The following is a 25,657-nucleotide window of genomic DNA, read 5'->3' as shown; positions in this document are numbered from 1 at the left end:
CGGGCGCCGATTATGGCTCAAGCAGCCTTGCACAACCGGCAAGGTCGAGTTGCGCCAGCCGTTCCGCCACGGTGCCCTGTCCGGGCAGCGGCAACGTGGGCGCAACGTCACGCAGGGGCAGCAGCACGAACGCACGTTCGGCCATGCGCGGGTGCGGCAGCGTCAGCCGCGGATCGTCGAGCTGCACGCCCTCGACGTACAGCAGATCCAGATCCAGCGTGCGCGGACCGTTGCGCTCGGCACGCACGCGGCCGGCCTGCAGTTCGATCGCCAGCAGCGCATCCAGCAAGGCATGCGGCGACAGCGTCGTATCCAGCTGCACGGCGGCATTGACGAACGGCGGCTGCTCCAGCATGCCCCATGGAGGCGTGCGATACAGGTGCGAGCGCCGCAACAGACGGGTCTCGGGCAGCTGTGCCAGCGCGTCCATCGCGTCGAGCAACTGCTGCCGTGGATTGCCGAGATTGCTGCCCAGCGCGACGTAAGCCAGCGTCACACCGAACCCGATTTCCCGCCGGGCTTGCGGCGGCGGCGCGAACGCGGGGGCTTGCCGGCCACCGGCGGCGCCACGTAGTCGCTGACGCTGCTGCTGCCGCCGCCGGCCGGCAGCGCCGCCGCCAGCACGTCCTGCGGCAACTGCTGCGCATGCGCCCACCACTGGCCCAATTCGCGCATCGCCGGCGATTCGTCGGCGCGCAGCAGCAGGAAGTCGAACGCGGCGCGAAAGCGCGGATGCGTCATCAGGCGAAATACCCGCTTGCGCTGGATCTGCTCGAAACGCGGCTGCAGCGACCAGATCTCTTCCATGGTGAAGGTGAACCGGCGCGGGATCGCCACCCGCTGGCACTGTTCACTGACGACCTGGGCCGACGCGCGCGCCCATGCCTCGGTGCTCTCCTGGCCACGGGCGATCCAGTGATGCGCCACGTCGCGCACCTCGCCCCACAGCAACACCGCGAACAGGAACGCCGGCGTGACCGACTTGCCCTCGGCAATGCGCGCATCGGTATTGGCCAGACCCTGTTCGACCAGCGAACGCAATGCCTCGTCGCCGCGCTTGAGCGCCCGCGCGGTCGCCGGAAACAGGAATTTCAGCAGGCCGCACTGCTCCAGCATGCGGAAACTCTTCAGGCCGTTGCCGCTGAGGAACATCTTCAGCGACTCGTCGAACAGCCGCGCCGGTGCGGCATCGGCCAGCAACGGACCCAGCGTCTCGAACGGCGCCATCGCCGCCGCGTCGATACGCATGTCGAGCTTGGCCGCCAGCCGCGCGGCACGCAGCATGCGCACCGGATCCTCGCGATAGCGGGTATCCGGATCGCCGATCAGCCGCAGCGCGCGATCCTCCAGATCCTGCATGCCTCCGACATAATCGCGCACCGAGAAGTCGCTGATGTCGTAATACATCGCGTTGACGCGGAAGTCGCGGCGGATCGCGTCTTCCTCGATCGTGCCCCAGATGTTGTCGCGCACGATGCGGCCGTCGACGATGTGCCGGTCGCCCTCGCCGCCTTCCTCGCCGAGGCCGCGGAACGTCGCCACCTCGATGATCTCCGGACCGAACACCACGTGCGCCAGACGAAAGCGCCGGCCGATCAGGCGGCAGTTGCGGAACAGCTTCTTCACCTCGTCCGGCGTCGCGCTGGTTGCAACGTCGAAATCCTTCGGTTGCAGGCCCAGCAGCAGATCTCGCACGGCGCCGCCGACCAGATATGCGGTGTAACCGGCCTCGTTCAGGCGGTACAGCACCCGCAACGCCGCCTTGCTGATGTTCCTGCGGGAGATGACGTGCTGGTCGCGCGGAATGATCCGCAGCGCGGGCACGATGAGGGTCCTTGATTCGAGATTCAAGCGGTCGGAATCCTTGCGGGCGAAGCCGCCCTTGGTTGCCATAAGTCGCGGTGTGCAGTGCCGCGGATCGTCCCGCAGGGGCGGTGGGCAGCACCGGCGGGGCATGCTTCGAACGGCATGTCGAGCATTGCCGCGCGAAACAATTCCGTTATACTAGCGCGCCTCGCAAGATAACGCTCCCTTCGTCTAGTGGCCCAGGACACTGCCCTCTCAAGGCGGGAACACGAGTTCGAACCTCGTAGGGAGCACCATCTGCCTGTGCAATCTTCCATGATTGCCGTTGTCTGGAAAGGTCCCGACAACTCACGCACCTTGGCTATTGGCCAGATCAGAAGCGGCCATCCATGGCCGCACTCTTCACAAGAGCCTCTCGACCACCTCTCTTAAAGCCGAAACGCCTCCATGACTTTCGTCGTCATCGACAACTGCATCAAGTGCAAATACACCGATTGCGTTGAGGTCTGCCCGGTCGACGCCTTCCATGAAGGCCCCAATTTTCTCGCGATCGATCCGGACGAGTGCATCGACTGCACCTTGTGCGAACCGGAGTGCCCGATCAACGCGATCTATCCGGAAGACGATGTGCCGGCCGGCCAGGAAGCGTTCGTGGCGCTCAATGCCGAACTGGCCAAGAGCTGGCCGGTGATCACCGAACGCAAGGACAACCCCGCCGACGCCAAGGACTGGGAAGGCAAGCCGGACAAGCTCAAGCTACTGCAGCGCTGAATGCCTGCCATCCCATAAACGGAAACGCCGCCTCCAGGGCGGCGTTTCCGTTTATGGCGACTGTTATGGCGACTGCGCCGGCTCAGCCGCCGAGACGCGACTTCAACGTGTCGATCACCTTGGCCACTGCAGCCGCGTTGCCCTCGGCACGGATTTCGCTGGCATTGGTGCCGCTGGCGCTGACGCTGACCTGTACCTGACGCGATCCGGCGCCGTCCGCGGTGCCGGTGGATTCGCTCTTGTCATGCCCGAACAGCCGGCCGAAGAAGCCTTTCTTCTTCTGCTTCGCAATGGTATCGGGAACGCTCAGCGTATAGCTGTGCGCGCTGTCGTCATGGCCGACCACCTGCCCCAGGCTGCCGCCTTCCAGCACCTGGCCTACCCGGCGATACGTATTGTCCACACTGTCGGCCAGCACGAATCCGTCGGTGATCTGGCCCTCGTTGCCGCCGACGCTGGCCGTCGCGCCATTGGCGGTCGGCCGGTTCGCGCCGCGTGGCGGAATCACCAGCGCATCGCTGGTCGAGGGACGGTCCAGGCTCGGCGGAATCTCCAGCGGCGACTGCTGCTGGGCCGTGTCCCACGCCTTGTGCGAGCGGAACATGCCGCAGCCGGAAAGCAGCAGGCCACCGAGGGCCACGGCCGGCAGGGCCACGAGGAGCGAGGTTTTCTTCATGTAGTCAGATTCCGTGAGTAAGGCAGGCAACCGTCAACCGGCCGCAGTCGCCAAGGATGCCAGACTGGACAGCGCTTGGTGCAATCGGGCGCGATCCGGACCGTCGTTCAGTTCCATCAGCGGCAACCTCGGCAGCGCCAGACCCAGCCCCAGAACAGGCAGGCCGGCCTTGACCGCGATCGGATTCGGCGCGCAATTCAGCGCCTGCACCAGCGGATCGAGCGCCGCATGACACCGTTCGGTAGCGACTGGATCGCCACCGGTGGCCGCATCACACAATGCACGAAACGCCTGCGGCACCAGGTTGGCCACCACCGAGATGGTACCAGCCGCGCCGGCCAGCATCGCCGCACCGGCGCTGCCATCGTCGCCGGACAGATAGACGAAATCCGCACGCACAAGTTCCGCCAGCGCCGAAATCCGTTCGCGGTCGCCTCGCGCCTCCTTGATGCCGATGATCGCCGGATGCTCGCGCAGCACGGCCACCGTCTCCGGCTCCAGGTCGCAGCCGGTACGGCTGGGCACGTTGTACAGCACCACCGGCAGGCCGCCGTGTTCGGCTACTTCGAGAAAATGCCGGCGCAGGCCTTCCTGGGTCGGACGCACGTAATACGGCGTCACCACCAGCGCCGCATCGGCGCCCAGCGCTCCGGCGCGGCGGGTCATGGCGACGGTCTTGGCGGTACCCGCCTCGCCGGTACCGGCGAGCACCGGCACCCGCCCGGCCACGTGCTTGACGGCAAACGCCAGCAGCCGGTCGAACTCGTCATGCTCCAGCATGTGCGCCTCGCCGGTGGAACCGGCCACCACCAGCGCCTGCGTGCCGCCGGCGAGCTGATGATCGAGCAGCCGGCCAAACGCCGGCAGGTCGAGTGCGCCATCGGCCGCAAACGGGGTGGCCAGCGCGCAGATGCTTCCGCGAATGTTCAAGTCTCGATTCCGCTACAAGGCAAGCCCTGCATGTTACTTGCCGCCTCGCGAGGCGGGCAAGTAAGCTCGATCGGAGTACCCTCACCAGTTACCAACGCGCCGACGACGCCACAGGCAGGCCACTTTTGAAACCCTCTTCCGCCTCTTCTTCCACTTCATCGGCTGCGCGCGCAGGCAACGACAATCAGTTGCTGATCCAGGCGCTGACGTCAACGAGCAAATCGCCGCTGCTGGCACTGGCCAAGCGTATTGCCGACGCCGGCTGCAACCTCTCCGAGTCACGCGTGTCGACGATCGGCACGGAAATCTCGCTGATGCTACTGGCCAGCGGCGCGTGGGACGCACTCGCCAAGCTGGAAACCGCGCTGACCAAACTGGCCCGCGACGAGAGCTTGCGGCTGGTGCACTACCGCACCGGCCCGCGTGAAAACAGCTCGCATCTGCTGCCGTACCTGGTGGAGGTGGTGGCCGCCGACCGGCCCGGCATCGTGGCACGGATCGTGGAGTTCTTCACCCAGCACGAGATCAGCGTGGAGCAGCTGAACTCCACCCGCTACCACGCGATGCAGACCGGAGCGGAGATGTTCCAGGCCCAGTTCACCATCGGCGTCCCGGCGGAGATCCACATCGCCGCGCTGCGCGACGATTTTCTCGAACTGTGCGACGGCCTGAACCTGGATGCGATCATGGATCCGGTGAAGTTCTGAGGATCGCGCGATCCGGCGCATCTGACAAGGACTGTTATCGGCGGGTGCGCACGCGCTAGTCTTGGTCCCGGGACTACCGAGGAACGCTGCATTGCCGTCAGTGGGTCGATCCAATCCGAGCGATATCTGCGTGCCACCCGCAATGTTTGCCGTCAGCCGGTTCCCGAATTCTCTTTTCCACATGCATGCGCAGCGGCCACTCGCTGCGCAGGAGTAGTCATGCCCGAAGTCGGCAAGAAAGTCCCTGCTCTCGACGGTGTCACCGGCGACGGCAGCACACTGAAGCTGGCCAGCCTCAAGGGTCAATGGGTCGTGCTGTATTTCTACCCCAAGGACAGCACCCCCGGCTGTACCAGCGAGGCGAAGGATTTCCGCGACCTGTATCCGGCATTCGGACGGCGCCATGCGCAAGTCATCGGCGTGTCGCGCGATTCGCCGAAATCGCACGCCAATTTCGCCGCCAAGCAGGAACTGCCGTTCCCGCTGGTTTCCGACCCCGAGGAGACCTGGTGCCAGGCCTTCGACGTGATCCACGAAAAGGTGCTGTACGGCAAACGCCATCTGGGCGTCGTGCGCAGCACCTTCCTGATCGACCCCGACGGGAAACTGGCCCAGGCCTGGCGCGGCGTGAAAGTCCCCGGCCACGCCCAGGCCGTGCTCGACGCCATTCCCGGCAAGTGACCGCCCCGGCATCCATGGTTTGCGCCGGCATCGATCGCCTGCATCCCGCCGGCGATCCGCGCCGGCGTCGCCTCTCCGCGGCTCGCCGTACGCCGCGGCTCCTTCATCCATCCACCAGCGAGGACACTTCCGCATGACCGGAAGCAAGCGCATCTACGCTCTCGACACCAACGTCCTGCTGCATGACCCGACCTCGCTGTTCCGCTTCGAGGAACACGACGTCTTCATTCCGATGACCGTGCTGGAGGAACTGGACGAAAAAAAGAAGGGCGCCTCGGAAGTTTCGCGCAACGCCCGCCAGGTCAGCCGTTTTCTCAACGAGCTGGTCGAACAGGGCAAGCAGCACCATCTGAGCGACGGGCTGGAGCTGAGCAATCCGCAGGGCATCAAGCTCAAGCGCGGCGGCTCGGTCGGACGGCTGTATTTCCAGCACCGTACCAGCAGCAACGGCCACACCAAGGCGGACAACCAGATCCTGCTGGCGGTGATCGAACTGCGCGACCAGAATCCCGACCGCGCAGTCATCCTTGTCACCAAGGACATCAACCTGCGGATCAAGGCGAGCATCAATGGCATCGTCGCCGAGGACTACGAGAACGACCGCGCGCTGGACGACTTTTCCCTGCTGTACACCGGCTCGGCCGAGTTGCCGGAGAACTTCTGGGACCAGCACCCGGAAGTGCAGTCGTGGACCGAGCGCGGACGCACCTTCTACAAGGTGGACAGGCGCGAAGAGGACACCTGGTATCCGAACGAGTGCCTGTTCCTGCCCGGCGAAAACGCGGTCGAGCTGCGCGTGCTGCATATCGACGACACCAGCGCCACGCTGGTGCTGCTGGATGACCACTCCCATGCGAACCATCACGTATGGGGCATCGGCGCACGCAACCGCGAACAGAATTTCGCGCTCAATGCGCTGATGGATCCGGACGTCGACTTCGTCACCCTGCTCGGCAATGCCGGCACCGGCAAGACCTTGCTGGCGCTGGCCGCCGGCCTGGCGCAGGTGATGGACCAGCAGCGTTACCGCGAAATCATCATGACCCGCGCCACCGTCTCGGTGGGCGAGGACATCGGCTTCCTGCCCGGCACCGAGGAAGAGAAGATGACGCCATGGATGGGCGCGCTGACCGACAACCTGGAAGTGCTCGCCAATCCCGAGGACGGCGGCAGCTGGGGCCGCCAGGCCACCAACGACCTGCTCGCCTCGCGCATCAAGATCCGCTCGCTCAACTTCATGCGCGGACGCACCTTCCTGTCGCGCTACCTGATCATCGACGAGGCGCAGAACCTAACGCCCAAGCAGATGAAGACCTTGATCACCCGCGCCGGCCCCGGCACCAAGATCATATGCCTGGGCAACGTCGAGCAGATCGACACGCCCTACCTTACCGAAACCACCTCCGGCCTCACCTACGCGGTCGATCGCTTCAAGAACTGGGAACACTCGGCGCACATCACCTTGCGTCGCGGCGAACGTTCACGGCTGGCGGATTTCGCGGCGGAAGCGCTGTGACCTCGAGAAGCAGGAAACCGCGGGGCCTGTCGCAGGACGGCAGGCCCCGCGCTGCCGCGCCGCGCTCCCCGGTGTCATCGCCAGACATGCCGGACTGATGCCGCCTCCATGTCGTTGAAGCGTTTCGCCTATCGCCACCGGCTTCCGGCCAAGCGCGCCATCGCATTGCTGGCGCGCTCGTTGCCGGCGCCGGCTCGCCGCCGGCTGCTCGCCCTGGCCGAACGCGTGGCGTTCAGCGTCACCCCGCAATATCAGAGCGAAACGCTGCCGCCGATCTTCGACTACTGGTCCGGGCGCTTCCTGGCTCCCGACGCGCAGCGGCTCGGCATCGATTCGCCGGAAAGCTTCTTCTTCGACCAGATCCGGCGCAGCTCGGCCAGTGGAAACGCGCCGGTGCGCGTGCTCAGCGTCGGCACCGGCTCCTGCGGCATGGAGATCGAGCTGTCCGCACGGCTGCACGCGGACGGTATCGCGGCGCAAATCACCTGCGCCGATTTCAATCCCGCGCTGATGCGTCATGCGGCAGCCGCGGCGAAAGAACGCGGCGTCGAGGCAGGCATGACGTTCGAGACGCGCGACTGCAACCTGCCGTTCGAGCTGCCCGGGCAGGACGTGATCATCGTCAACCAGTTCTTCCACCACGTCACCGCGCTGGAGACTTTCTGCGGATCGCTGCGACGCTCGCTGGCCCCGCAAGGCGTCCTGCTCGGTTCCGACATCATCGGTCGCAACGGCCATCGGCTGTGGCCGGACGTGGAAATCGTGGTCCAGGAAGCGTGGACGACTCTGCAGTCCGGCAAACGCCACGATCGCCATTTCAACACGGCATCGGAACGTTACCGGCCAATCGACCATGCCGCGTATTCCAACGAAGGCGTGCGTGCGCAGGACGTCGTGGGCTGTCTGCTGGCCGAGTTCGATTTCGAGCTGTTCTTCAGCTTCGGCGGCGCCATCATGCCGTTCGTCGAACGGCGGATCGGCTTCAACTTCGACCCGCAGCTGGCTGAAGACCGCGCCTGGATCGATCGCCTGCACGCGATCGACGCGGCCGCCCTCGCCGCCGGGCGCTACCCCGCCGCCAACATGATCGCCGCCCTGCGCCACAAGGGCAGTGCCGCCCGGGCCGTGTTCGAGCCGATCAGCCCGCAACAGCACGTCGATCTCACGCGGGAACAGCAGGTGAAGGCCTGTATCGACACGCGATAGCGGCAGCGATCAAGCGAGTAGAATGCCCGACTGACAGTCATCCCATGGTTGCAAGCGTCGACATGACCCTCACCCCTAGGCTCGTCCTGCTGGCTCTGCTCGCCTTTTTCGTGCTGTGCGTGCTGCTGGTGCATCTGCGCGGGCGCGTGCGGCTGCGCTTCGATCGCCAGCTGGTCGATCACTCGGCGATCTTCGCGCCCTACAACCTGTTGATGTATGCGTTCTCGGCGGTGCCGGCGCGGCCGATTCTCGATCGCCGCGGCTTCCCGCAACTGGATCTGCTGCAGGCGAACTGGAAGCTCATTCGCGACGAGGCGACGCACCTGTTCGACGAGGGCTACATCCGTGCCGCCGTGAAGAACAACGACGCCAGCTTCAACAGTTTTTTCAAGCAGGGCTGGAAGCGCTTCTATCTGAAATGGTACGGCGAGCCGCTGGCCTCGGCCGAGGCGTTGTGCCCGCAGACCGTGGCCTTGCTGAAGTCGATTCCCAGCGTGAAAGCGGCGATGTTCGCGCTGCTGCCGCCGGGCAGCAAACTCAATCCGCACCGCGACCCGTTTGCCGGCTCGTTGCGCTATCACCTTGGGCTGATCACGCCCAATGCGAGGAGTTGCCGCATCTTCGTCGATGGCGAAGAGCACGCCTGGGGCGACGGCAAGGACGTGGTGTTCGACGAAACCTACGTGCACTGGGCCGAGAACACCAGCGAGCAGACCCGGGTGATCCTTTTTGCCGACGTCGAGCGGCCGCTGCGCACGCGCTGGATGAACGCGATCAATCACCGGGTCGGCGCGTTCATGGGCAAGATCACCGCCTCGCCGAATGCCGAGGGCGAAACGGAGAAAACCGGCTTCATCAATCGCCTGTTCGCACTCAGCCAGCGTCGCAAGGGTGCCGGCCATCGCTTCAAGGTGGCGTTCAGGAGTCGCCACAGGAAGCTGTACAAGGCCTGCAAATACGTCGGCATCCTGTTGCTGATGTGGCTGATCTTCCTGGCGCCGTGGCCGCTGTTTCGATAAACGACGCTCCGCTGGGCGGTCACATTGTGTGATCCCCGCGCGTCCTGTCTGGACGCCGCAATGGAGAACGCCTTGGATCCGCACACCGCACTTTTCCAGCAACACCGTCCACGCCTGTTCGGCCTGGCGTACCGCATGCTCGGCACGCCCAGCGATGCCGAGGACGTGCTGCACGACGCGTGGCTGCGCTGGCACGCGCAGAACACCGACGCGCTGGACGATCCGGAGGCGTGGCTGGTCACCGTGACCACGCGCATCGCACTGGACCGCCTGCGCCGGGCCAAGACCGAACGCGCGCACTATTCCGGCCCTTGGCTGCCGGAGCCGCTGGCCGCCGAATCCGAGCAGCCCGAGGCGCAGCTGGAACGTGCCGAAAGCCTCACCCTCACCTTTCTGCTGTTGCTGGAACGGCTGAGCGCGGAGGAGCGCGCCGCCTTCCTGCTGCACGAGGTGTTCGACTACAGCCACGCCGAGACGGCCGCGATGCTGGAGATCAGCGAGGAAGCCTGCCGCCAGCGTGTGCACCGGGCCAAGCAGCGGCTGCGCGAGGCCCGGCCGCGCCAGGCGATACCTGATATCGGCACGCAACGCCGCCTGCTCGAACGCTTCGCACAGGCGCTGCAGCAGCCGAGCCTGGAAACCCTTCGCGCCCTGTTCGCCGAAGACGCGCTGCACGTCGCCGACGGCGGCGGCCTGGCCCGCGCCACTCTGCATCCGCTGCACGGTGCCGAGCGGCTGGCTAGGCTGTACGTGCAGATCGCCTTGCAGCAGCAACGGCATGGCGTGCATCACGAAATCCACCAGCTCAATGGCACCCCGGCCCTGCTCAGCTGGAGCGGCGGCATACTGATCTCGGCCAGCTGGATCGACGACGACGGCGAACGCATCACCGCCGTGCATTCGTTGCGCCACCCGGGCAAGCTGGCGCGGCTGGCAGCTGTCACGAAGTCGAACGCAAGCACGTCCTTGCATTGAACGGCCACTACCGGCCGCACGTTGCAAGGAGAACCCCATGTCCCGTTTCAATGTCAACAAACGCCCTGAAGCCATCAAGCCGCTGCTCGCACTGGGCGATTACGTCCGCAACAGCGGCCTCGAGCAAAGTCTGATCGAACTGGTGCAGATGCGCGTCTCGCAGCTCAACGGCTGTGCCTACTGCCTGGACATGCACAGCAAGGATGCCCGTGCCGCCGGCGAAACCGAGCAGCGCCTGTACCTGCTGCAGGCCTGGCGCGAGGCGCCGTTCTACAGCACGCGCGAGCGCGCCGCGCTGGCCTGGTGCGAGGCGGTGACACGGCTCGACTCGATCCACGGCGTGCCGGATGACGTCTATGAGCAGGCCCGCGCCGAATTCGGCGAGGACCAGTTGATCGACCTCAACATGGCGGTGATCCTGATCAACGGCTGGAACCGCATCGCCATCCCTTCGCGCGCGGAGCCCGGCCACTACCGGCCAGGTAAGCACTGAGCGACCGTCGCCATGGCCGCGATCAGGCTATACCGCCACCCGGATTGTGCGAAATGCGCACGCTATGCGCGGTGGCACCGTCGGCTCGACTGGTTGGACCGTTTCGAGGATTCCACGGGCGCTTCGCCCGTGGGTCCGCTACGCCTCGGCGAAGTCGTGGTGCAGGATCTGCGCAGCGGCACCACGCTGCGCGGCGCCGCCGGATTCGCCCTGCTGTGCCGGCAGATCCCGGCCTACTGGCCGCTGTTGCCGCTACTGAGTAATCCGGCGCTGCGCCGCCGCGTCGAACGCGAGTTCAGCGGCTGCGCCAATGCCGGTTGCACACCGAACTGACGTCCGAACCGGCTGGATCGCACCCGTACGGCGCTTCGCGCCGTACGATTCCGCCGGATCGGACGATCGCCGATACCTGCGTTCTCCATGCTGGCCATCCCGACAACCCGACCCGGCGGACCACCATGGCCTTGCGCTTGCTGAAAATCACCCTCGTCACCCTGATCGTCTTCCTGATTGCCGCCGCCATCTGGATCGGCACCGCCGGCAAGGATCTGTTCTATACCGCCACCGGCTCGATCAGCCACTCGCTGTGCGCCTCCGCGTTCCTGTCACGGCTCGACCCGGATCGGACGTTCACCGAGGAACAGCTGCCGCTGATGCGCAGCATCGGCGGCGCGATCCACTACGAGGTGGACCACGCCAGACACGAAGTGCGCACCTCGGTATTCGGCGAATTCGCCGCGCGGGCCGTATATCGCGAGGGACTCGGCTGCCTGCTTGTGCACGGAGACGAAGCGGTGCCCGAAGCGGCAGGCTTCAAGCCTGCCCCGATCGCCAGCAGCTATCCGGCGAACTTAGTCGAACCGGCCGACCCAGCGATCCGCCGCGCGCTCGATCGCGCCTTCGCCGAGCCTGATCCGGCCCATCCGCGGCTGACCAAGGCCGTGGTAGTGCTGCACGATGGCCAGTTGATCGCCGAGCGCTACGCCCAGGGCTACGGAGTCGATACGCCGATCTGGGGACACTCGCTGTCGAAGTCGGTCACCAGCGCGCTGATCGGCATCCTGGTACGCCAGGGCCGGCTGCGGCTGAACCAGCCGGCGCCGATCGCTGCCTGGTGCTCGCCGGCTGACCCGCACCACGCCGTCACCATCGACCAGCTGCTGCGCATGGACAGCGGCCTGCCCTTCGACGAAACCGACGGCGCGATCAGCCCGATGACCCGCATGTTATTCCTTGAGCGCGACATGGCCGGATACGCGGCACGGATGCCGCTGGCCCACCCGCCCGGCAGCGCCTGGGGCTACAGCAATCTCGGCTACGTGCTGCTCTCGCGAATCGTCCGCGATGCGGCGGGCGGCAGCGCCGTCGACGCCGAACGCTTCGTGCGGCGCGAACTGTTCGCACCGCTGGGCATGCGCAGCGCGGTGGTCGAGACCGATACCACCGGCACGCCGATCGGTTCGGGCAGCGTCTACGCTTCGGCCCGCGACTTCGCCCGGTTCGGTCAGCTCTATCTCGACGATGGCGTCGTCGACGGCCGGCGCATCCTGCCCGAAGGCTGGGTCGACTACAGCCGGTCGCAGACGCTGGACACCGGCTACGGTGCCGGCTTCTGGACCAACCTGGTGAACAGCAGCCGTGTGCCGGTATGGAATGCGCCCTGGGGCATGCCGCGATTGCCGAAAGACATGTATTACGCGCGCGGCGCCCTGGGGCAATATGTGGTGATCGTGCCGTCGGAACGGCTGGTGGTCGTGCGCATGGGCATCTCGCTCGACTACGGCACCGGCGTCGACGATCTGGTCGCTGCGATCATCGACGCCCTGCACCATCGACCGGCGCGGACATGACCGCCGGCTGCCGCGACGCGACCAGCTTGCGGTAACTGCTGGGCGTCTCGCCCACCTGCCGCTTGAAGGCGGCATTGAAAGTGGACTTCGATGTGAAGCCGCAGTCGTAGGCAATGTCGAGGATGGTGCGCGCGTCGCCGAGATCGGCCAGGCGCGCGCGCACCGCCTCAACCCGAAGGCGGTTGATGTAATCCCAGAACGTGCCGCCGAAACGCCGGTTGATCACCGCCGACACCAGGTATTCGGGGTAACCGCTGCGCTTCGCCACCTGTCCGATGGTGAGCGCCGGTTCGCGGTAGAGCGCGTCGTCGCCCAGCATCAGCTGCGCCAGGCGCGCCTCCACGGCGGGGAAGCGCGCGTCGTCGAGGCCCGTGGTGTCGGGCGCCGCTTCCTCGACCGGGGCGACCGGTTCGCTCGCCACCGGCGACTGGTTCAAGCTGAGCCAACCCATCACGCACACCCACGCAGCCACTGCGCCGAACAGCAGGCGGTAGTCGATGCCCGGCAGCGTTGCCAGCCACTGCGTGGTGGCGATGATCCAGATGACGACCTGGCAAGCCGCCATCACATCGATCCAACGCAGCGACATGCGGTCGGCATCCGAGCGCCGCTCGCGCAGCCGGCGGCGATAGCGGTGCACACGCATCAGCGCGGCCGCCACGTACGACAGGCTGTAGATGAATAAAGGAATGTCGAACCATGAACCGATGGTCTTTTCGCCGGCCACCCAGCGCGCCGACAGCGCCTGCATCTGCTGGTCGCTCATCAGCAGCACATGCGTATTCAGTGCCAGCATTATGCCGAAACCGAGCAGATGCACGCTTTCGCGCAGACGAAACCCCCGGGCCTCGATCAGCGCGCGCACATAGACATAGAACAGGCTGCCGTAGAGGAACGGAAACAACGCGACGAAGCGATACGCCCTGAACCATTCCGGCGCCAGCGAGTTCCAGTACACCGCCTTGACCAGCAGATCCACGCCGGTCAGCGCGACCCATACCGACAGCACCCGATTCGCCCCGGTATTGACCGGCCGTCGCCACAGCGCCAGCGCCAGCATCGCCGCCTGCACGGCGGCAGCGATGTAGACGAATACCCAGAACACATAGGCCTGGTTGGGGATCACCTGTGACGGCATCGACGAATTCCGGCGGTCGCACGACTGGCCGGAAGCCTAGCCGTTTGACCGACGTTGATCCAACAAAAAAGCCGAGGAGCGGGCACGGCTTTCAAAACAACGGTTTTCAGTAAAGCCTGCGTCCCCGGTCAGGCCGCGAGGCGTTTCACGATCGCGTCGGCAAAGCTGCTCGTGCTTCCCTTGCCGCCCAGGTCCGGCGTCACGCTGGCGCGATCGCTGGTCATGGTGTCGCGGATCGCCTGGCGCAGGCGGTCGCCCTTGGCCACCATGTCCAGATGGTCGAGCATGTCGGCGGCAGCGAGCAGCAGTGCGCACGGATTGGCGATGCCCTTGCCGGCAATGTCCGGCGCCGAGCCGTGCACCGCCTCGAAGATCGCCGCCGTGGTCCCGATGTTGTCGCCAGGCGCCAGGCCCAGGCCGCCGACCAGGCCAGCACACAGGTCGGACAGGATGTCGCCGAACAGATTGGTGGTGACGATCACGTCGAACTGCTGCGGGTTCATCACCAGCTGCATGCAGGTGTTGTCCACGATCATCTCGTTGAACTCGATCCGCGGGTATTCCTTCGCGATCTCGCGCGCCACATTGAGGAACAACCCGGAGCTGGTCTTCAGAATGTTCGCCTTGTGCACCGCGGTGATTTTCTTGCGCCCCTTCTTCACTGCCAGCTCGAACGCGTAGCGCACGATGCGGGTGCTGCCCGTGCGGGTGTTGCGGATCATCGAGATGGCGGTCTCGCCATCCTCGGACAGCGTCTGTCCTTCGGAAAGGTACGCACCTTCGGTGTTCTCGCGCACCGTGATGATGTCGATGTTTTCGTAACGCGACTTGGTGCCGGGAAAACTCACCGCCGGGCGCACATTCGCGTACAGATCGAAATGCCGGCGCAAGGTCACATTGATCGAGGTGAAGCCTTCGCCGATCGGGGTGGTCAACGGACCTTTCAGTGCCACCTTGTGTTCGGCAATCTTGTCCAGCGTCGCCTGAGGAAGCAGCTCGCCGTGCTTTTCCAGCGCGGCCATGCCGGCATCGACAAAGTCGTAGCTGAGACTGCAATCCAGCGCATCGAGCACGCGCAGCGTGGCAGTCATGATCTCCGGGCCGATGCCGTCGCCGGGGATCACGGCAATTGTCTTGCTCATGGGGGAACTCCTGATAACTGAAACTGACGAGCGGCAGGTGCTGAGGGGGAGCGCCAAATAAAACCGGGCACGTGCCGAAACTTGTCAATTATCCCCGATGCCACGCCGTGCGAACAGGGCGAAGGCCTCGCCAGCCGTTGCAAATACTCGTACGCAGCATTGCAAAAAGCCGCAGACGTTCGCGCCGGAGGAACGCTCGCCCGCGGCTATTCGTCAACGTGGCCAACTTCAAATTTGATCGATGCCGGCGTGATCGGCGCAGGCGGCCGTATCGTTGCGGGCACCCGACTCGAGCTGGTCGAGCAGATCCACCGCCCGGCGCAGGTGCGGGATCACGATCGACCCGCCCACCACCAGGCCCACGCTGAATACCTCGAAGAACGCATCGCGCTCGACACCGGCTTCCTTGCACTGCGCGACGTGATAGCTGATGCAGTCATCGCAGCGCAGTACCAGCGAGGCGACCAGGCCGAGCATCTCCTTGGTCTTCACGTCCAGCGCGCCGGCCTTGTAAGTCTGCGTGTCCAGCGCGAAGAAGCGCCGCACGACCTGATTGTCTTCGGCCAGAATGCGTTCGTTCATGCGCTGGCGGAACGCGGTGAATTCGGCCAGCTTGTCGCTCATGCGGTCTGCCCCAGCAGCTGCATCAACTTGCCGCTGCGGTCGGCCGCGACCAGATCGTCGTAGCCACCCACGAACTGGTCGTTGATGAAGATCTGCGGCACGGTGCGATGCCCGCCGCTGCGCGCCAACATCGCGTCGCGCTGGGCCGGATCGGTATCGACGCGTACTTCGCTCCACTCCAGTCCCTTCGACTTGAGCAGATTCTTGGCCGCCACGCAGTAAGGGCATACCGCGGTGGAGTAGACCTCGATCTTGGACATCACGACACTCCGCAACATAGGAAAAAGACCATGGCAACATAGGAAAAAGACCATGATCAAATGGGGCCGCGCGCGCGCCAGCTCAAGCGGCTGGTCCGGACTGAACCGAAGCGGCGAACCACGGTCACAGTGCTATTGTCTCCCATCGATGACCATGACACCACGACGACCCGCTCCCCGCCTGCTGACGGCCCTGATCTGCACCGCACTGGCCTGCACCGCCGGTGCGCAGCAGGACGTGCGGCTGCCGGATCTTGGCAGCTCGGCGAACGCGCTGATCTCGCCGCAGGAAGCGCAGGATTACGGCGCCTCGATGCTGCGCCAGATGCGTGCGCTCGACATGGTCGTGGACGATCCGCTGCTGGACGACTACATCAACGATCTCGGCTTCCGCCTGGTCGCCCATTGCGACAAGCCGAAAGACCACTACGCGTTCTTCATCGTCAAGGATCCGGAGATCAACGCGTTCGCGGCGCCCGGCGGCTATATCGCGGTGAATTCCGGGCTGATCACGATCACCCGGGACGAAAGTGAACTGGCCGGCGTGATCGCGCACGAAATCGGCCACATCACGCAGAATCACCTGCAGCGTGCGTTCGAGGATTCCAAGAAGGATGCGCCGTTGATGGCGCTGGTGCTGCTTGGCGCCATTGCCGCCGGTGCCGGCGGCCACAGCGGCGATGCGCCGATGGCGGTGCTGGCCGGCGGCCAGGGCCTGATCGCGCAGAAGTCGATCAATTTCACCCGCAAGGACGAGGTCGAGGCCGACCGCGTCGGTATCCAGACGCTGGCCAATGCCGGCTTCGATCCGAACGCGATGGCCAATTTTTTCGAGCGCATGGAGGATGCCATGAGCGCCGGCGCCGGTGGCGAGGATGTGCCGGCCCTGCTGCAAAGCCACCCGGTGACCACCATGCGCATCAGTGACGCCAAGGCGCGTGCCGGCGCGCTGATCGCCGCGCAGAAGCTGCGCCCGGCCGGCTCCGCCATGGACAAACTGCAGTGGGAAAAGAGCACGGCGCCGATGATGTTCGTGAAAGACCCCAGCGCGCTGATGCCAGCACCGAAGAACGGCGGGCTGGCTACCTATGCGCTGATGCGCGAACGTGTGCGGGTGCTGGCCGGCGATGCTCCCAAGCTGACCATCTACTACGGCTCCAGCCTGCAGCACCAGCGTGGCTTCGACACGCCGGCGAACCGCTACGGCTACGCGCTGGCGCTCATGCGCAGCGGCCGCGGCGCGCAGGCGATCGACCAGCTGCAGCCGTTGCTGCAATCGGCGCCGGACAGCCTGATCCTGAAACTGGCGCTGGCCGACGCCCGCCTGCAGGCCGGGCAGCGGGCCGCCGCTCTGGCCCTCTACAACGCGCTCAATACGCAGTCGCCACGCAACCGCGCGGTGGCTCTGGCCTATGCCAAGGCACTTACCGTCGAAGGCGACAAGGGGCAGGCGCGTCTTGCCGCGGATCTGTTGCGGCCCCTGCTGGACAATGCCAGCGAGCCCGAGATCTACAGCACTTATGCCCGCGCCAGCGACAAGGCCGGCGACAGCGTGCGTGCCGGCGAGGCTTTTGCCGACGCCAGCTACTATTCCGGCCGCCCGTTCGACGCGATGGAGCAGCTCAAGCGTCTGCTCAAGCGCGACGACCTGGATTACTACGCACGCGTGCGCATCCAGGCGCGCATCGCCGAACTGACCCCGCTGGTGCTGGAGCTGCGCAAGCGCAAGATCCAGACCGAAGACAATCCCGACGGCAAGCAGCAACTGCAGCCGCGCAACGATTGCAGCGGACGGCTGTGCTTCGGCATCGGCGCCGGGCCGGCCGGCATGGACTCCGGCGCTGCGCCGTTCGATGCCACCCAGCCCTAGGCAAGCATCGATCCGGTCATACTGACGCGTGTCATCGACACGTAACATTCATCCGTTGCAATATCCCCGTCACAAGCCATCGGCAGAGCCCGGCGTGCACAAACGCATCCTGATCGTTGAAGACGAAACCTCGATTCGCGAAATGATCGCCTTTGCCCTGCGCAAGGCCGGCATGGACGCGATGCAGGCGGCGGATGCCCGTGCGGCCCAGCTGGCGATCGCCGAGCAGGTGCCCGACCTGATCCTGCTGGACTGGATGCTTCCAGGCACCAGCGGGCTGGAACTGGCCCGGCGCCTGCGCAAGGAAGAACTCAGCCGCGAGATCCCGATCATCATGCTGACCGCGCGCGGCGAGGAAATGGATCGCGTCAACGGACTGGAAGCCGGCGTCGACGATTACGTGGTCAAACCCTTCTCGACCCGCGAGCTGATCGCCCGGATCAAGGCGGTGCTGCGGCGCAGTCACGGCGACGACGGCTCCGGCATGGTCGAGGCCGGCGTCCTGCGCATCGACGGCCCGGCGCACCGCGTGTTCGCCGGCGACGAGCCGGTACCGATCGGTCCGACCGAATACCGCCTGCTGTATTTCTTCATGACCCATGCCGAGCGCGTCTACTCGCGCACGCAGCTGCTCGACCATGTCTGGGGCGGCAGCGTGTACGTGGAGGAGCGCACCGTCGACGTGCACATCAGGCGCCTGCGCAAGACGCTGGAACCGTGGAAGCTCGACGATCTGGTGCAGACCGTGCGCGGCACCGGCTACCGCTTCTCCACCAGCGTCTAAGCGCGATGGCGTGCTTGCGGTGGCGCCGGCTTTTACCGATGCTGGCGCCTTGCCCTCCAAGCGCTGTGGCGCCACACCCGAATGACCCAGCCTGCGACGCCTTCCTGGAGGAAACTGCCTGCCGCTCTCGCCGGCGCCCTGCTCGCCGGCGCCGTACTGGGCTGGTTTGCCGGCGGGCACGTCGCCACCGGTGTTGCGCTGGTCGCACTGGCCGAAGTCGTCTTGCTGCTGACTCGGATCCGTCATCAAACACTGCCCATGATGCCCGCACCGGCTAACGTCAGCCCTCTCCAGCATGACCGTTTCATGACGCGTTCCCGCCGCCTTGCCGCCAATCTTCGCGATCTGCGCAACGCCGCCAGCCAGTTGCCGGACGCGGTGGTACTGATCGACCAGCAACAACACATACGCTGGTTCAACCATGCCGCCGAAAATCTGCTGGGGCTGCGCCGGCCGCAGGACCGCGGCGTGTTGCTGCAACAGCGGATGGCCAATTCGGCGCTGGCCGGCTGGCTGCGTGATGGCGCGCTGGAGCCGCTCAACGACGCGACCGCACCCGGGCAGGCGGACAGCCAGCTCAATGTCAGCATGCTGCCGTTCGGCGACCACGAACAGTTGCTGCTGGCGCGCGATATCAGCCATCTGAACCGGCTCGAACAAATTCGTCGTGACTTCGTGGCGAACGTCTCGCACGAATTGCGCACGCCGCTGACGGTGATCCACGGTTATCTCGAACTGATCGATCCCGAAGACGTGCCCGAACTGGCGCCGGTGCTGAGCGAGATGCGTGCGCAGTCGAAACGGATGGGCCAGATCGTCGAGGATCTGCTGACCTTGTCGCGGCTGGAAACCCAGCATCAGATCGCCGACGAACGGGTACCGATGGCCTCGCTGCTGGCGACGGTGCGCAAGGAAGCCGATGCGCTCAGCCAGGGCCGTCACCGTATCCTGCTCGAATCCACCGCCGAGGCGGACCTGCTGGGCTCGCCGAAAGACCTGCACAGCGCGCTGTCGAACCTGGTCAGCAACGCGGTGCGCTACACGCCGGCCGGCGGCAGCATCACGATCCGCTGGCAGCGCGAACCCGGCGGCGCGGTGTATTCGGTCAGCGATACCGGCTTCGGCATCCCGGCCACGCACCTGGCCCGGCTCACCGAGCGGTTCTACCGGATCTCCTCCAGCCGATCGCGCGACAGCGGCGGCACCGGACTGGGCCTGTCCATCGTCAAGCACGTGCTGAACCTGCATCAGGCGCAGTTGCGGATCGAGAGCGCGCCCGGCGTCGGCTCCACCTTCGCCTGCCACTTCGGTCATGCACGCCTGCTGACTCCCGGTGGCAGCGACGACGGCTAGGGATGCTCCGATCCACGACGGCGTTTCCTTGGCCCGCGCCATGGGCCAGAATGAGGCATGCATCATCCATCGCCTGCCCTGCCCAGCGAACCCGACCTGACCGCTCCGGGCCTCTATTTAAGCCGCGAACTGGCCGCGCTGGAATTCAACTTCCGCGTACTCGCGATGGCGCGCGATCCCGCCGTGCCGCTGCTGGAGCGGTTGCGCTACCTCAGCATCGTGGCCAACAACCTCGATGAATTCTTCGAGGTGCGGGTGGCGATGCTCAAGCACCATCATGCATACGGCTCGGCCGCGCCAGGACCGGACGGCATCCCCTCCGGCGAATTGCTGGCGCGGATACGCACCCGGGCGCTGGACCTGGTCGCCGAGCAATACGCCGCCTGGCAGGAACAGATCAGCCCGCAGCTCGGTGCCGCGCAGATCCACATCCTCACCCGCAGGCGCTGGACGCCGCGCCAGCGGCGCTGGCTGCAGGGTTATTTCGAACACGAAGTACTGCCGGTGCTGTCGCCGCTGGGACTGGATCCGGCGCATCCGTTTCCGCGCATTCTCAACAAGACGCTGAACATCGCCGTGGTGCTGAAGGGCCGCGATGCGTTCGGCCACGAAGGCCACATGGCGCTGGTGCGCGCGCCGCGTTCGCTGCCGCGCATCATCCGCGTACCGGCCGAAGTCAGCGGCGCGGGCGACCATTTCGTGTTTCTGGCGGAATTGCTGCAGGCGTTCGTCGACCTGATGTTTCCCGGCCTCAAGGTGGTCGGCTCGTACCAGTTCCGGGTCACCCGCAACAGCGAGCTGATCGTCGAGGAAGCCGAGGTGGAGAACCTCGCGCTCGCGCTCAGCGAAGAATTGATCGGTCGCGGCTACGCGCGGCCGGTGCGGCTGGAGATCGCCAACGATTGCCCGAAGGCGATCACCGCCATGCTGATCGAGAACTTCCAGCTGGAAGAGACCGATGTGTACCGCTGCGACGGTCCGGTCAACATCATCCGTGCCGGGCTGATCTACGACTGGCTGGACCGGCCGGAGCTGAAGTTCCCCCGCTTCAATTCGCAGCTGCCCCCGGCACTGGAAAGCAGCCGCAACAAGTTCGACCTGATCGGCCAGCGCGACGTGCTGCTGCACCATCCCTACCAGAGCTTCGCCGCGGTGATCGACCTGCTGCGCCAGGCCACCGCCGATCCGCAGGTGCTGGCGATCAAGCAGACCTTGTATCGCGCCGGCGAGGACACGCCGCTGGTCGGCCTGCTGGTGGAGGCGGCCCGCAACGGCAAGGACGTCACCGTGGTGATCGAGCTGCGCGCGCGTTTCGACGAAGAGGCCAATATCCGCCTCGCCACCCGGCTGCAGGAGGCTGGCGTGCAGGTGGTCTACGGCGTGGTCGGCTACAAGACCCACGCCAAGATGATGCTGATCGTGCGACGCGAAGGCGAGGCGCTGCGTCGCTACGTGCATCTGTCCACCGGCAATTACCACCAGGCCAACAGTCGCTTGTATACCGACATCGGCCTGATGACGGCGAACCCCGAGATCGGCGAGGACTTGCACAAGGTCTTCCAGCAGCTGTCCGGGCTCGGACCGATGATCGAGCTGAAGCAGCTGCTGCATTCGCCGTTCACGCTGTACCCCAGCGTGCTCGCCAAGATCGAGCGTGAGATCGCGCATGCCAGGGCCGGCCGGCCCGCGCGCATCGTGGCCAAGCTCAACGCGCTGAACGAGGCCCGCGTGATCCAGTCGTTGTACCGCGCCTCGCAGGCCGGGGTGGAGATCGACCTCATCGTGCGCGGCGCGTGCACGTTGCGCCCCGGTCTGCCCGGCATTTCCGAGCGCATCCGCGTGCGCTCCATCGTCGGCCGCTTTCTCGAACACAGCCGGGTGTACTGGTTTGCCAACGACGGCGACGCGGAACTGTATTGCGCCAGCGCCGACTGGATGGAGCGCAACCTGATGCGGCGGATCGAGGTGGCCTTCCCCATCCTCGACCCCGAGCTGGCGGCACGGGTGTTCGAGGAAACCCTGGCCAACGGGCTGGCCGACAACACCCAGGCGTGGCTGCTCGGCAGCGACGGCCGCTACGTGCACGCGGACCCCGGCGAGAATCCGCCTTACAACGCACAGCAAGCCCTGCTCGACAGGTTCTGCCAGTGAGCCGGCTTCGCATCAGAGCTTGTGAAAAAAACCACTTCCTGTGGTTTTTTCCCATCGCGAGTCCGGCACAGGTCCGGACTCGCTCACGCGAACCAGGCACTTGCGTGCCCGATTCGCGCCCGGCCATCCATGGCCGGGCTGAGAGGCCGTTCAATGCACAGCCTCTCAGCCTCTCGCACCCATGCGAGAATCCGCGCTTTGTCATTGCGGGAGCGTGGGCGTGAGTCCAGCCGAACAGACACCGATCCGCGATGGCGAACTGATCGCCGCCGTGGACATGGGCTCGAACAGCTTCCACATGGTGGTGGCGCGCATGGAACACGGCGAGCCGCGGGTGATCGACCGCCTGCGCGACACCGTGCGTCTGGCGGCCGGCCTGCGCGCCGACGGCACGCTGGATGCCGAACGGCGCGCCCGCGCCATGGCGTGCCTGGCCCGTTTCGGCCAGCGCATCGCGGGTTTGCCCTCGATCCGGGTGCGCGCGGTGGCCACCAATACCGTGCGCCGGCTGGCCTCGCCGCACGCGTTCCTGACCGCCGCCGAAGCCGCGCTGGGGCATCCGGTCGAAGTCGTGTCCGGCCGCGAGGAAGGCCGTCTGATCTTTCTCGGCGCTGCCCACGACCTGCCCGCCTCGCGCGAACCGCGGCTGGTGATCGACGTTGGCGGCGGCAGCACCGAATTCATCATCGGCCGTGGCGTCGCTCCGCTGCACACCGAAAGCGTGCAGGCCGGCTGCATCGCCTCGACCTTGCGTTTCTTCCCGGGCGGCAAGCTCACCCGCAAGCGCTGGCAGCGCGCGCGCAGTGAACTTGGCGTGCTGCTGCAGCAGTTCGCTGAGGACTACCGCGAATCCGGCTGGCAGGATGCGTACGGCTCCTCCGGCACCGCCAAGTCGATCGGCGCGGTCGTGCAGGCAATGAATTTTTCCGACGACGGCATCACCCCGGCATCGCTCGCCGCGCTGCGCGACGCGCTGATCGAACAGGGCTCGATCGGCGCGCTCAAGCTGCCTGGCCTGATCGAGGATCGAGCACCGGTGATCGCCGGCGGCGTGGTGATCTTCGAGGCAGCATTCGCCGCACTCGGCATCGAGCGGTTGCGCGTATGCGCAAGCTCGATGCGCGAAGGTCTGCTGTGGGACCTGCTCGGCCGCGCCGGCGGCAGCGATCCACGCACCGCCAGCATCGATGCCCTGGCCACCCGCTACGGCGTGGACCGCGCCCAGGCGCGCCGGGTGGAATCGACCGCGCTGATGCTGTTCGACCAGGTCGCAGGCGCATGGAAGCTGGACACCGACGCGCGCGAATGGTTGTCGTGGGCATCGCGTGTGCATGAAATCGGCCTCGCCATCGCGCACAGCCAGCATCACCATCACGGCGCCTACATCCTGCGCCATGCCGACCTGGCCGGCTTCTCGCGGCAGGAACAGGAGCTGCTGGCCGCGGTGGTCGAAATGCATCGCCGCAAGCCGGACAAGACGATGGTGGCCACGCTGCCGCAACGCTACCGCCAGCTGGCCCGCTACACCACCGCGCTGCTGCGCCTGGCCGTGCTGTTCCGGCGTGCCCGCCGGGCCGAGTCGCTGCCGCAGATGCGGCTGGCCGCCAGCAGCAAATCGCTGCGCCTGACCCTGCCGCTGAGCTGGCTGGAGCAACATCCACTCACCGAGGCCGATCTGCAGCAGGAGCAGTCGCCGATGACCGAACTGGGCCTGAAGCTGGACATCACCAGCAGCTGATGGTGCCGCTCGGTCCAACCCGTCAAACCAGGCCCCGCCGCGGCCGCGTATCATGTGCGGACGCCCAAACTCTTTGACGCCCATGCTGAAATCCCTGCTCGCCACGCTGCTTCTCGCCCTGCCGCTGACGCTGACGGCGCAAACCGCCAAGCCGGCACCACCGGCCACCGCCGCCGCCACGCCGCCACCGCAAGTGCTGCTGCGCACCTCGCAAGGCGATATCACGCTGGAGCTGTACCCGGACAAGGCGCCGAAAAGCGTGGCGAATTTCCTGCAATACGTGCGCGACGGCTTTTACGACGGCACCTTGCTGCACCGGGCCATTCCCGGCTACCTGGTGCAGGGCGGCCTGTATACGCGCGACCTGCAGCCCAGGCGCACGCGGCCGGCGGTGCCCAGCGAGGCAGACAACGGCCTGTCCAATCTGCGCGGCACCGTGGCGGTAGCTCGCGGCGCCGACCCGAATTCCGGTACCGCGCAATTCTTCTTCAACCTGGTCGACAACCGCCGGCTCGATTTTGTCGGCAACCAGAGCGGCCTGACCTGGGGCTATGCCGTGTTCGGCAAGGTGATCAAGGGCATGGACGTGGTCGACAAGATCGCCGCCCTGCCCACCCGCGCGCTCGGTCCGTTCGCCGGTGACGTGCCCGATCCGCTGGTGCTGATCGAAAGCGCCCACGTCATCGGCGAGGAAACCCCGACCCCGGCCAGCAGCACGGCGATGCCTGCCAAGGCCGGACCGGCGCCCGCCAAACCGGTGGCCAAAAAGGTCAGAAAAGCGGCCAAACCCACCGGCAGCGGTTGATCCCGATGTCCACATTGTTCATCTCCGACCTGCACCTGGATCCCAGCCGGCCGCAGATCACCGAGCTGTTCGAGAGCTATCTGGCCGGCGACGAGGTTCGTCGTGCCGACGCGCTGTACATCCTGGGCGATCTGGTCGAGGCCTGGCTGGGCGACGACGACGATGCCGAGCTGCCGCAACGCATCGCGGCCGCCACCCGCGCCGTGCGCGACGCCGGCGTGCCGGTGTTTTTCATGGCCGGCAACCGCGACTTCCTGCTCGGAGCGGCATTCGCCGAACGGGCGGGCCTCACCTTGCTCGACGACGGCACCGTGCATGACATCCACCACCGCCCCACGTTACTGATGCACGGCGACGTGCTGTGCACCGACGACGTCGCCTACCAAGCCGTGCGCCGGCAGGTGCGCCAACCCGAATGGCAAAAGCAGATCCTGTCCATGCCGCTGGAAGCGCGCCGCGCGTTCGCCGCGAAAGCGCGCGAAGACAGCAAGGCGCATACCGGTAACACCATGGAAAGCATCATGGACGTGAATGGCGATGCGGTGACCGAGGCCATGCGCAAGGCCGGCGTGACGCGGCTGATTCATGGACATACGCACCGGCCGGCGGTACATGCGTTCGAGCTGGATGGAAAAGCCGCCGAGCGGATCGTGCTGGGGGACTGGTACGAGCAGGGATCTGTGCTGCGGGTAGACGACGACGGTGCCGAATTGCGTGGACTGGCCATCTGATAACGCGCGCCGTGCGGTACCCCGGGGCCGATCGATACGCTTCGCAGGGTTGGCATGCGGCACCATGATGATCGGCGGTTCGAACTGCGCTCACCGCCCATACACGCATCACGCTGTAAGACGTGTCGCGTCCGTGATCGGAGGCTACGAGCCGGTCGGCGCATGGGTGCGCAAATGTCGATGGAACGCGTCTCCGCAACCCGGCTCGACCTGCTGAACTATCTGCGCCGCAAGGTGAACTGAGCGGAGGGTCGGGCGCGGCGTTGCCTGCGGTTCGCGCCACGAAAGTTTGCCGTAATGCGGGCCGCCCAGAATGGCCGACGTCACGCGGGGGCCGCCCGGCGCCGTGTCTCTCAGAGGAAGCTTTGCCATGTGTGGAATCGTTGCTGCCGTTGCCCAGCGGGACGTCGCGCCGCTGCTGATCGTGGGCC

Annotated in this window: 25 protein-coding genes and 1 tRNA gene; 18 read left to right on the top strand and 8 right to left on the bottom strand. The window is 65.9% G+C overall.

Annotated elements, in window-relative coordinates; translation table 11 throughout:
• Positions 1-10: 10 nt before the first annotated feature.
• Positions 11-496 (bottom strand): 2-amino-4-hydroxy-6-hydroxymethyldihydropteridine diphosphokinase, encoded by a 486-nt coding sequence (folK, locus tag ACFPPB_RS06465; RefSeq protein WP_377325533.1) that lies wholly within the window; start codon positions 494-496, stop codon positions 11-13.
• Positions 493-1,851 carry a polynucleotide adenylyltransferase PcnB gene (gene pcnB / locus ACFPPB_RS06460; protein ID WP_377325531.1) on the bottom strand — a complete coding sequence of 453 codons (1,359 nt, stop codon included), beginning with the start codon at positions 1,849-1,851 and terminating at the stop codon, positions 493-495. Before pcnB ends, folK begins: the two co-directional genes overlap by 4 nt.
• Before the next feature lie 175 nt (positions 1,852-2,026).
• Between pcnB and ACFPPB_RS06455 the strand changes: the two genes are divergently transcribed.
• Together ACFPPB_RS06455 and fdxA are read left to right on the top strand one after the other, a co-directional pair.
• Positions 2,027-2,102: transfer RNA gene (locus ACFPPB_RS06455), tRNA-Glu, on the top strand.
• 151 nt (positions 2,103-2,253) lie between these two features.
• Complete coding sequence (gene fdxA / locus ACFPPB_RS06450) at positions 2,254-2,577, top strand: ferredoxin FdxA (RefSeq protein ID WP_377325529.1); 324 nt, start codon at positions 2,254-2,256, stop codon at positions 2,575-2,577.
• Between the two features lie 82 nt (positions 2,578-2,659).
• Here the strand turns inward: fdxA and ACFPPB_RS06445 are convergent, their stop codons facing one another.
• Positions 2,660-3,253 (bottom strand): hypothetical protein, encoded by a 594-nt coding sequence (locus ACFPPB_RS06445; protein ID WP_377325527.1) that lies wholly within the window; start codon positions 3,251-3,253, stop codon positions 2,660-2,662.
• Positions 3,254-3,286: 33 nt separating this feature from the next.
• Positions 3,287-4,183: a 4-hydroxy-tetrahydrodipicolinate synthase gene (gene dapA, locus ACFPPB_RS06440; RefSeq protein WP_377325525.1), complete on the bottom strand. Its 897-nt coding sequence runs from the start codon at positions 4,181-4,183 to the stop codon at positions 3,287-3,289.
• A gap of 125 nt (positions 4,184-4,308) precedes the next feature.
• Between dapA and ACFPPB_RS06435 the strand changes: the two genes are divergently transcribed.
• The 9 genes from ACFPPB_RS06435 (at position 4,309) to ACFPPB_RS06395 (ending at position 12,630) form a co-directional block, all read left to right on the top strand.
• A complete protein-coding gene (locus tag ACFPPB_RS06435; RefSeq protein ID WP_377325523.1) occupies positions 4,309-4,890 on the top strand; it encodes a glycine cleavage system transcriptional repressor in 582 nt (193 codons plus the stop codon).
• Positions 4,891-5,109: 219 nt separating this feature from the next.
• Positions 5,110-5,571 carry a peroxiredoxin gene (locus ACFPPB_RS06430; RefSeq protein ID WP_377325521.1) on the top strand — a complete coding sequence of 154 codons (462 nt, stop codon included), beginning with the start codon at positions 5,110-5,112 and terminating at the stop codon, positions 5,569-5,571.
• 133 nt (positions 5,572-5,704) lie between these two features.
• The gene (locus ACFPPB_RS06425; RefSeq protein WP_377325519.1) at positions 5,705-7,087 is read left to right on the top strand and encodes a PhoH family protein; all 1,383 of its coding nucleotides are present in this window, start codon (positions 5,705-5,707) and stop codon (positions 7,085-7,087) included.
• A 108-nt stretch (positions 7,088-7,195) separates the two neighbouring features.
• Positions 7,196-8,293, top strand: a complete 1,098-nt coding sequence (locus ACFPPB_RS06420; protein ID WP_377325517.1) for a class I SAM-dependent methyltransferase — start codon at positions 7,196-7,198, stop codon at positions 8,291-8,293.
• A gap of 62 nt (positions 8,294-8,355) precedes the next feature.
• Positions 8,356-9,312, top strand: coding sequence for an aspartyl/asparaginyl beta-hydroxylase domain-containing protein (locus ACFPPB_RS06415; protein ID WP_377325515.1), 957 nt, complete (start codon positions 8,356-8,358; stop codon positions 9,310-9,312).
• 72 nt (positions 9,313-9,384) lie between these two features.
• The gene (gene sigJ / locus ACFPPB_RS06410; protein ID WP_377325513.1) at positions 9,385-10,287 is read left to right on the top strand and encodes an RNA polymerase sigma factor SigJ; all 903 of its coding nucleotides are present in this window, start codon (positions 9,385-9,387) and stop codon (positions 10,285-10,287) included.
• A gap of 37 nt (positions 10,288-10,324) precedes the next feature.
• On the top strand, positions 10,325-10,780 hold the full coding sequence (locus ACFPPB_RS06405; RefSeq protein WP_377325511.1) for a carboxymuconolactone decarboxylase family protein: 456 nt from the start codon (positions 10,325-10,327) through the stop codon (positions 10,778-10,780).
• Between the two features lie 129 nt (positions 10,781-10,909).
• Positions 10,910-11,113: a hypothetical protein gene (locus ACFPPB_RS06400; protein ID WP_377325509.1), complete on the top strand. Its 204-nt coding sequence runs from the start codon at positions 10,910-10,912 to the stop codon at positions 11,111-11,113.
• Between the two features lie 125 nt (positions 11,114-11,238).
• The gene (locus ACFPPB_RS06395; RefSeq protein WP_377325507.1) at positions 11,239-12,630 is read left to right on the top strand and encodes a serine hydrolase domain-containing protein; all 1,392 of its coding nucleotides are present in this window, start codon (positions 11,239-11,241) and stop codon (positions 12,628-12,630) included.
• Here ACFPPB_RS06395 and ACFPPB_RS06390 read toward each other — a convergent pair.
• The 4 genes from ACFPPB_RS06390 to grxC all read right to left on the bottom strand — a co-directional run bounded on the left by ACFPPB_RS06390 (position 12,593) and on the right by grxC (position 15,794).
• Positions 12,593-13,768 carry a helix-turn-helix domain-containing protein gene (locus tag ACFPPB_RS06390; RefSeq protein WP_377325506.1) on the bottom strand — a complete coding sequence of 392 codons (1,176 nt, stop codon included), beginning with the start codon at positions 13,766-13,768 and terminating at the stop codon, positions 12,593-12,595. The two genes, ACFPPB_RS06395 and ACFPPB_RS06390, sit on opposite strands and share 38 nt — an antisense overlap.
• A gap of 128 nt (positions 13,769-13,896) precedes the next feature.
• Positions 13,897-14,910: an isocitrate dehydrogenase gene (locus ACFPPB_RS06385; RefSeq protein ID WP_377325504.1), complete on the bottom strand. Its 1,014-nt coding sequence runs from the start codon at positions 14,908-14,910 to the stop codon at positions 13,897-13,899.
• A gap of 228 nt (positions 14,911-15,138) precedes the next feature.
• Complete coding sequence (locus ACFPPB_RS06380; RefSeq protein ID WP_377325502.1) at positions 15,139-15,534, bottom strand: carboxymuconolactone decarboxylase family protein; 396 nt, start codon at positions 15,532-15,534, stop codon at positions 15,139-15,141.
• Positions 15,531-15,794 carry a glutaredoxin 3 gene (grxC, locus tag ACFPPB_RS06375; protein ID WP_377325500.1) on the bottom strand — a complete coding sequence of 88 codons (264 nt, stop codon included), beginning with the start codon at positions 15,792-15,794 and terminating at the stop codon, positions 15,531-15,533. Before grxC ends, ACFPPB_RS06380 begins: the two co-directional genes overlap by 4 nt.
• Positions 15,795-15,942: 148 nt before the next feature.
• Here grxC and ACFPPB_RS06370 point away from each other — a divergent pair, with 148 nt between their 5' ends.
• From ACFPPB_RS06370 to lpxH, 7 genes are all read left to right on the top strand, one after another.
• The gene (locus ACFPPB_RS06370) at positions 15,943-17,664 is read left to right on the top strand and encodes a M48 family metalloprotease (RefSeq protein ID WP_377325498.1); all 1,722 of its coding nucleotides are present in this window, start codon (positions 15,943-15,945) and stop codon (positions 17,662-17,664) included.
• Between the two features lie 94 nt (positions 17,665-17,758).
• Positions 17,759-18,448, top strand: a complete 690-nt coding sequence (phoB, locus tag ACFPPB_RS06365) for a phosphate regulon transcriptional regulator PhoB (protein WP_377325496.1) — start codon at positions 17,759-17,761, stop codon at positions 18,446-18,448.
• 81 nt (positions 18,449-18,529) lie between these two features.
• Positions 18,530-19,801 carry a phosphate regulon sensor histidine kinase PhoR gene (gene phoR / locus ACFPPB_RS06360; protein ID WP_377325494.1) on the top strand — a complete coding sequence of 424 codons (1,272 nt, stop codon included), beginning with the start codon at positions 18,530-18,532 and terminating at the stop codon, positions 19,799-19,801.
• Positions 19,802-19,858: 57 nt separating this feature from the next.
• Positions 19,859-21,952, top strand: a complete 2,094-nt coding sequence (gene ppk1 / locus ACFPPB_RS06355) for a polyphosphate kinase 1 (protein ID WP_377325492.1) — start codon at positions 19,859-19,861, stop codon at positions 21,950-21,952.
• A gap of 220 nt (positions 21,953-22,172) precedes the next feature.
• The gene (locus tag ACFPPB_RS06350) at positions 22,173-23,690 is read left to right on the top strand and encodes a Ppx/GppA phosphatase family protein (RefSeq protein WP_377325490.1); all 1,518 of its coding nucleotides are present in this window, start codon (positions 22,173-22,175) and stop codon (positions 23,688-23,690) included.
• Between the two features lie 82 nt (positions 23,691-23,772).
• Entirely contained in the window at positions 23,773-24,495 is a 723-nt protein-coding gene (locus ACFPPB_RS06345) for a peptidylprolyl isomerase (RefSeq protein WP_377325488.1), read from the top strand.
• Positions 24,496-24,500: 5 nt separating this feature from the next.
• Complete coding sequence (gene lpxH / locus ACFPPB_RS06340) at positions 24,501-25,226, top strand: UDP-2,3-diacylglucosamine diphosphatase (protein WP_377325486.1); 726 nt, start codon at positions 24,501-24,503, stop codon at positions 25,224-25,226.
• Positions 25,227-25,657 lie beyond the last annotated feature (431 nt).

This window comes from Rhodanobacter terrae (assembly GCF_042657005.1).
GTDB lineage: Bacteria > Pseudomonadota > Gammaproteobacteria > Xanthomonadales > Rhodanobacteraceae > Rhodanobacter > Rhodanobacter terrae.
Note: the sequence above shows the minus strand (reverse complement) of the source record. Positions and strands in the feature narration are given on the sequence as shown.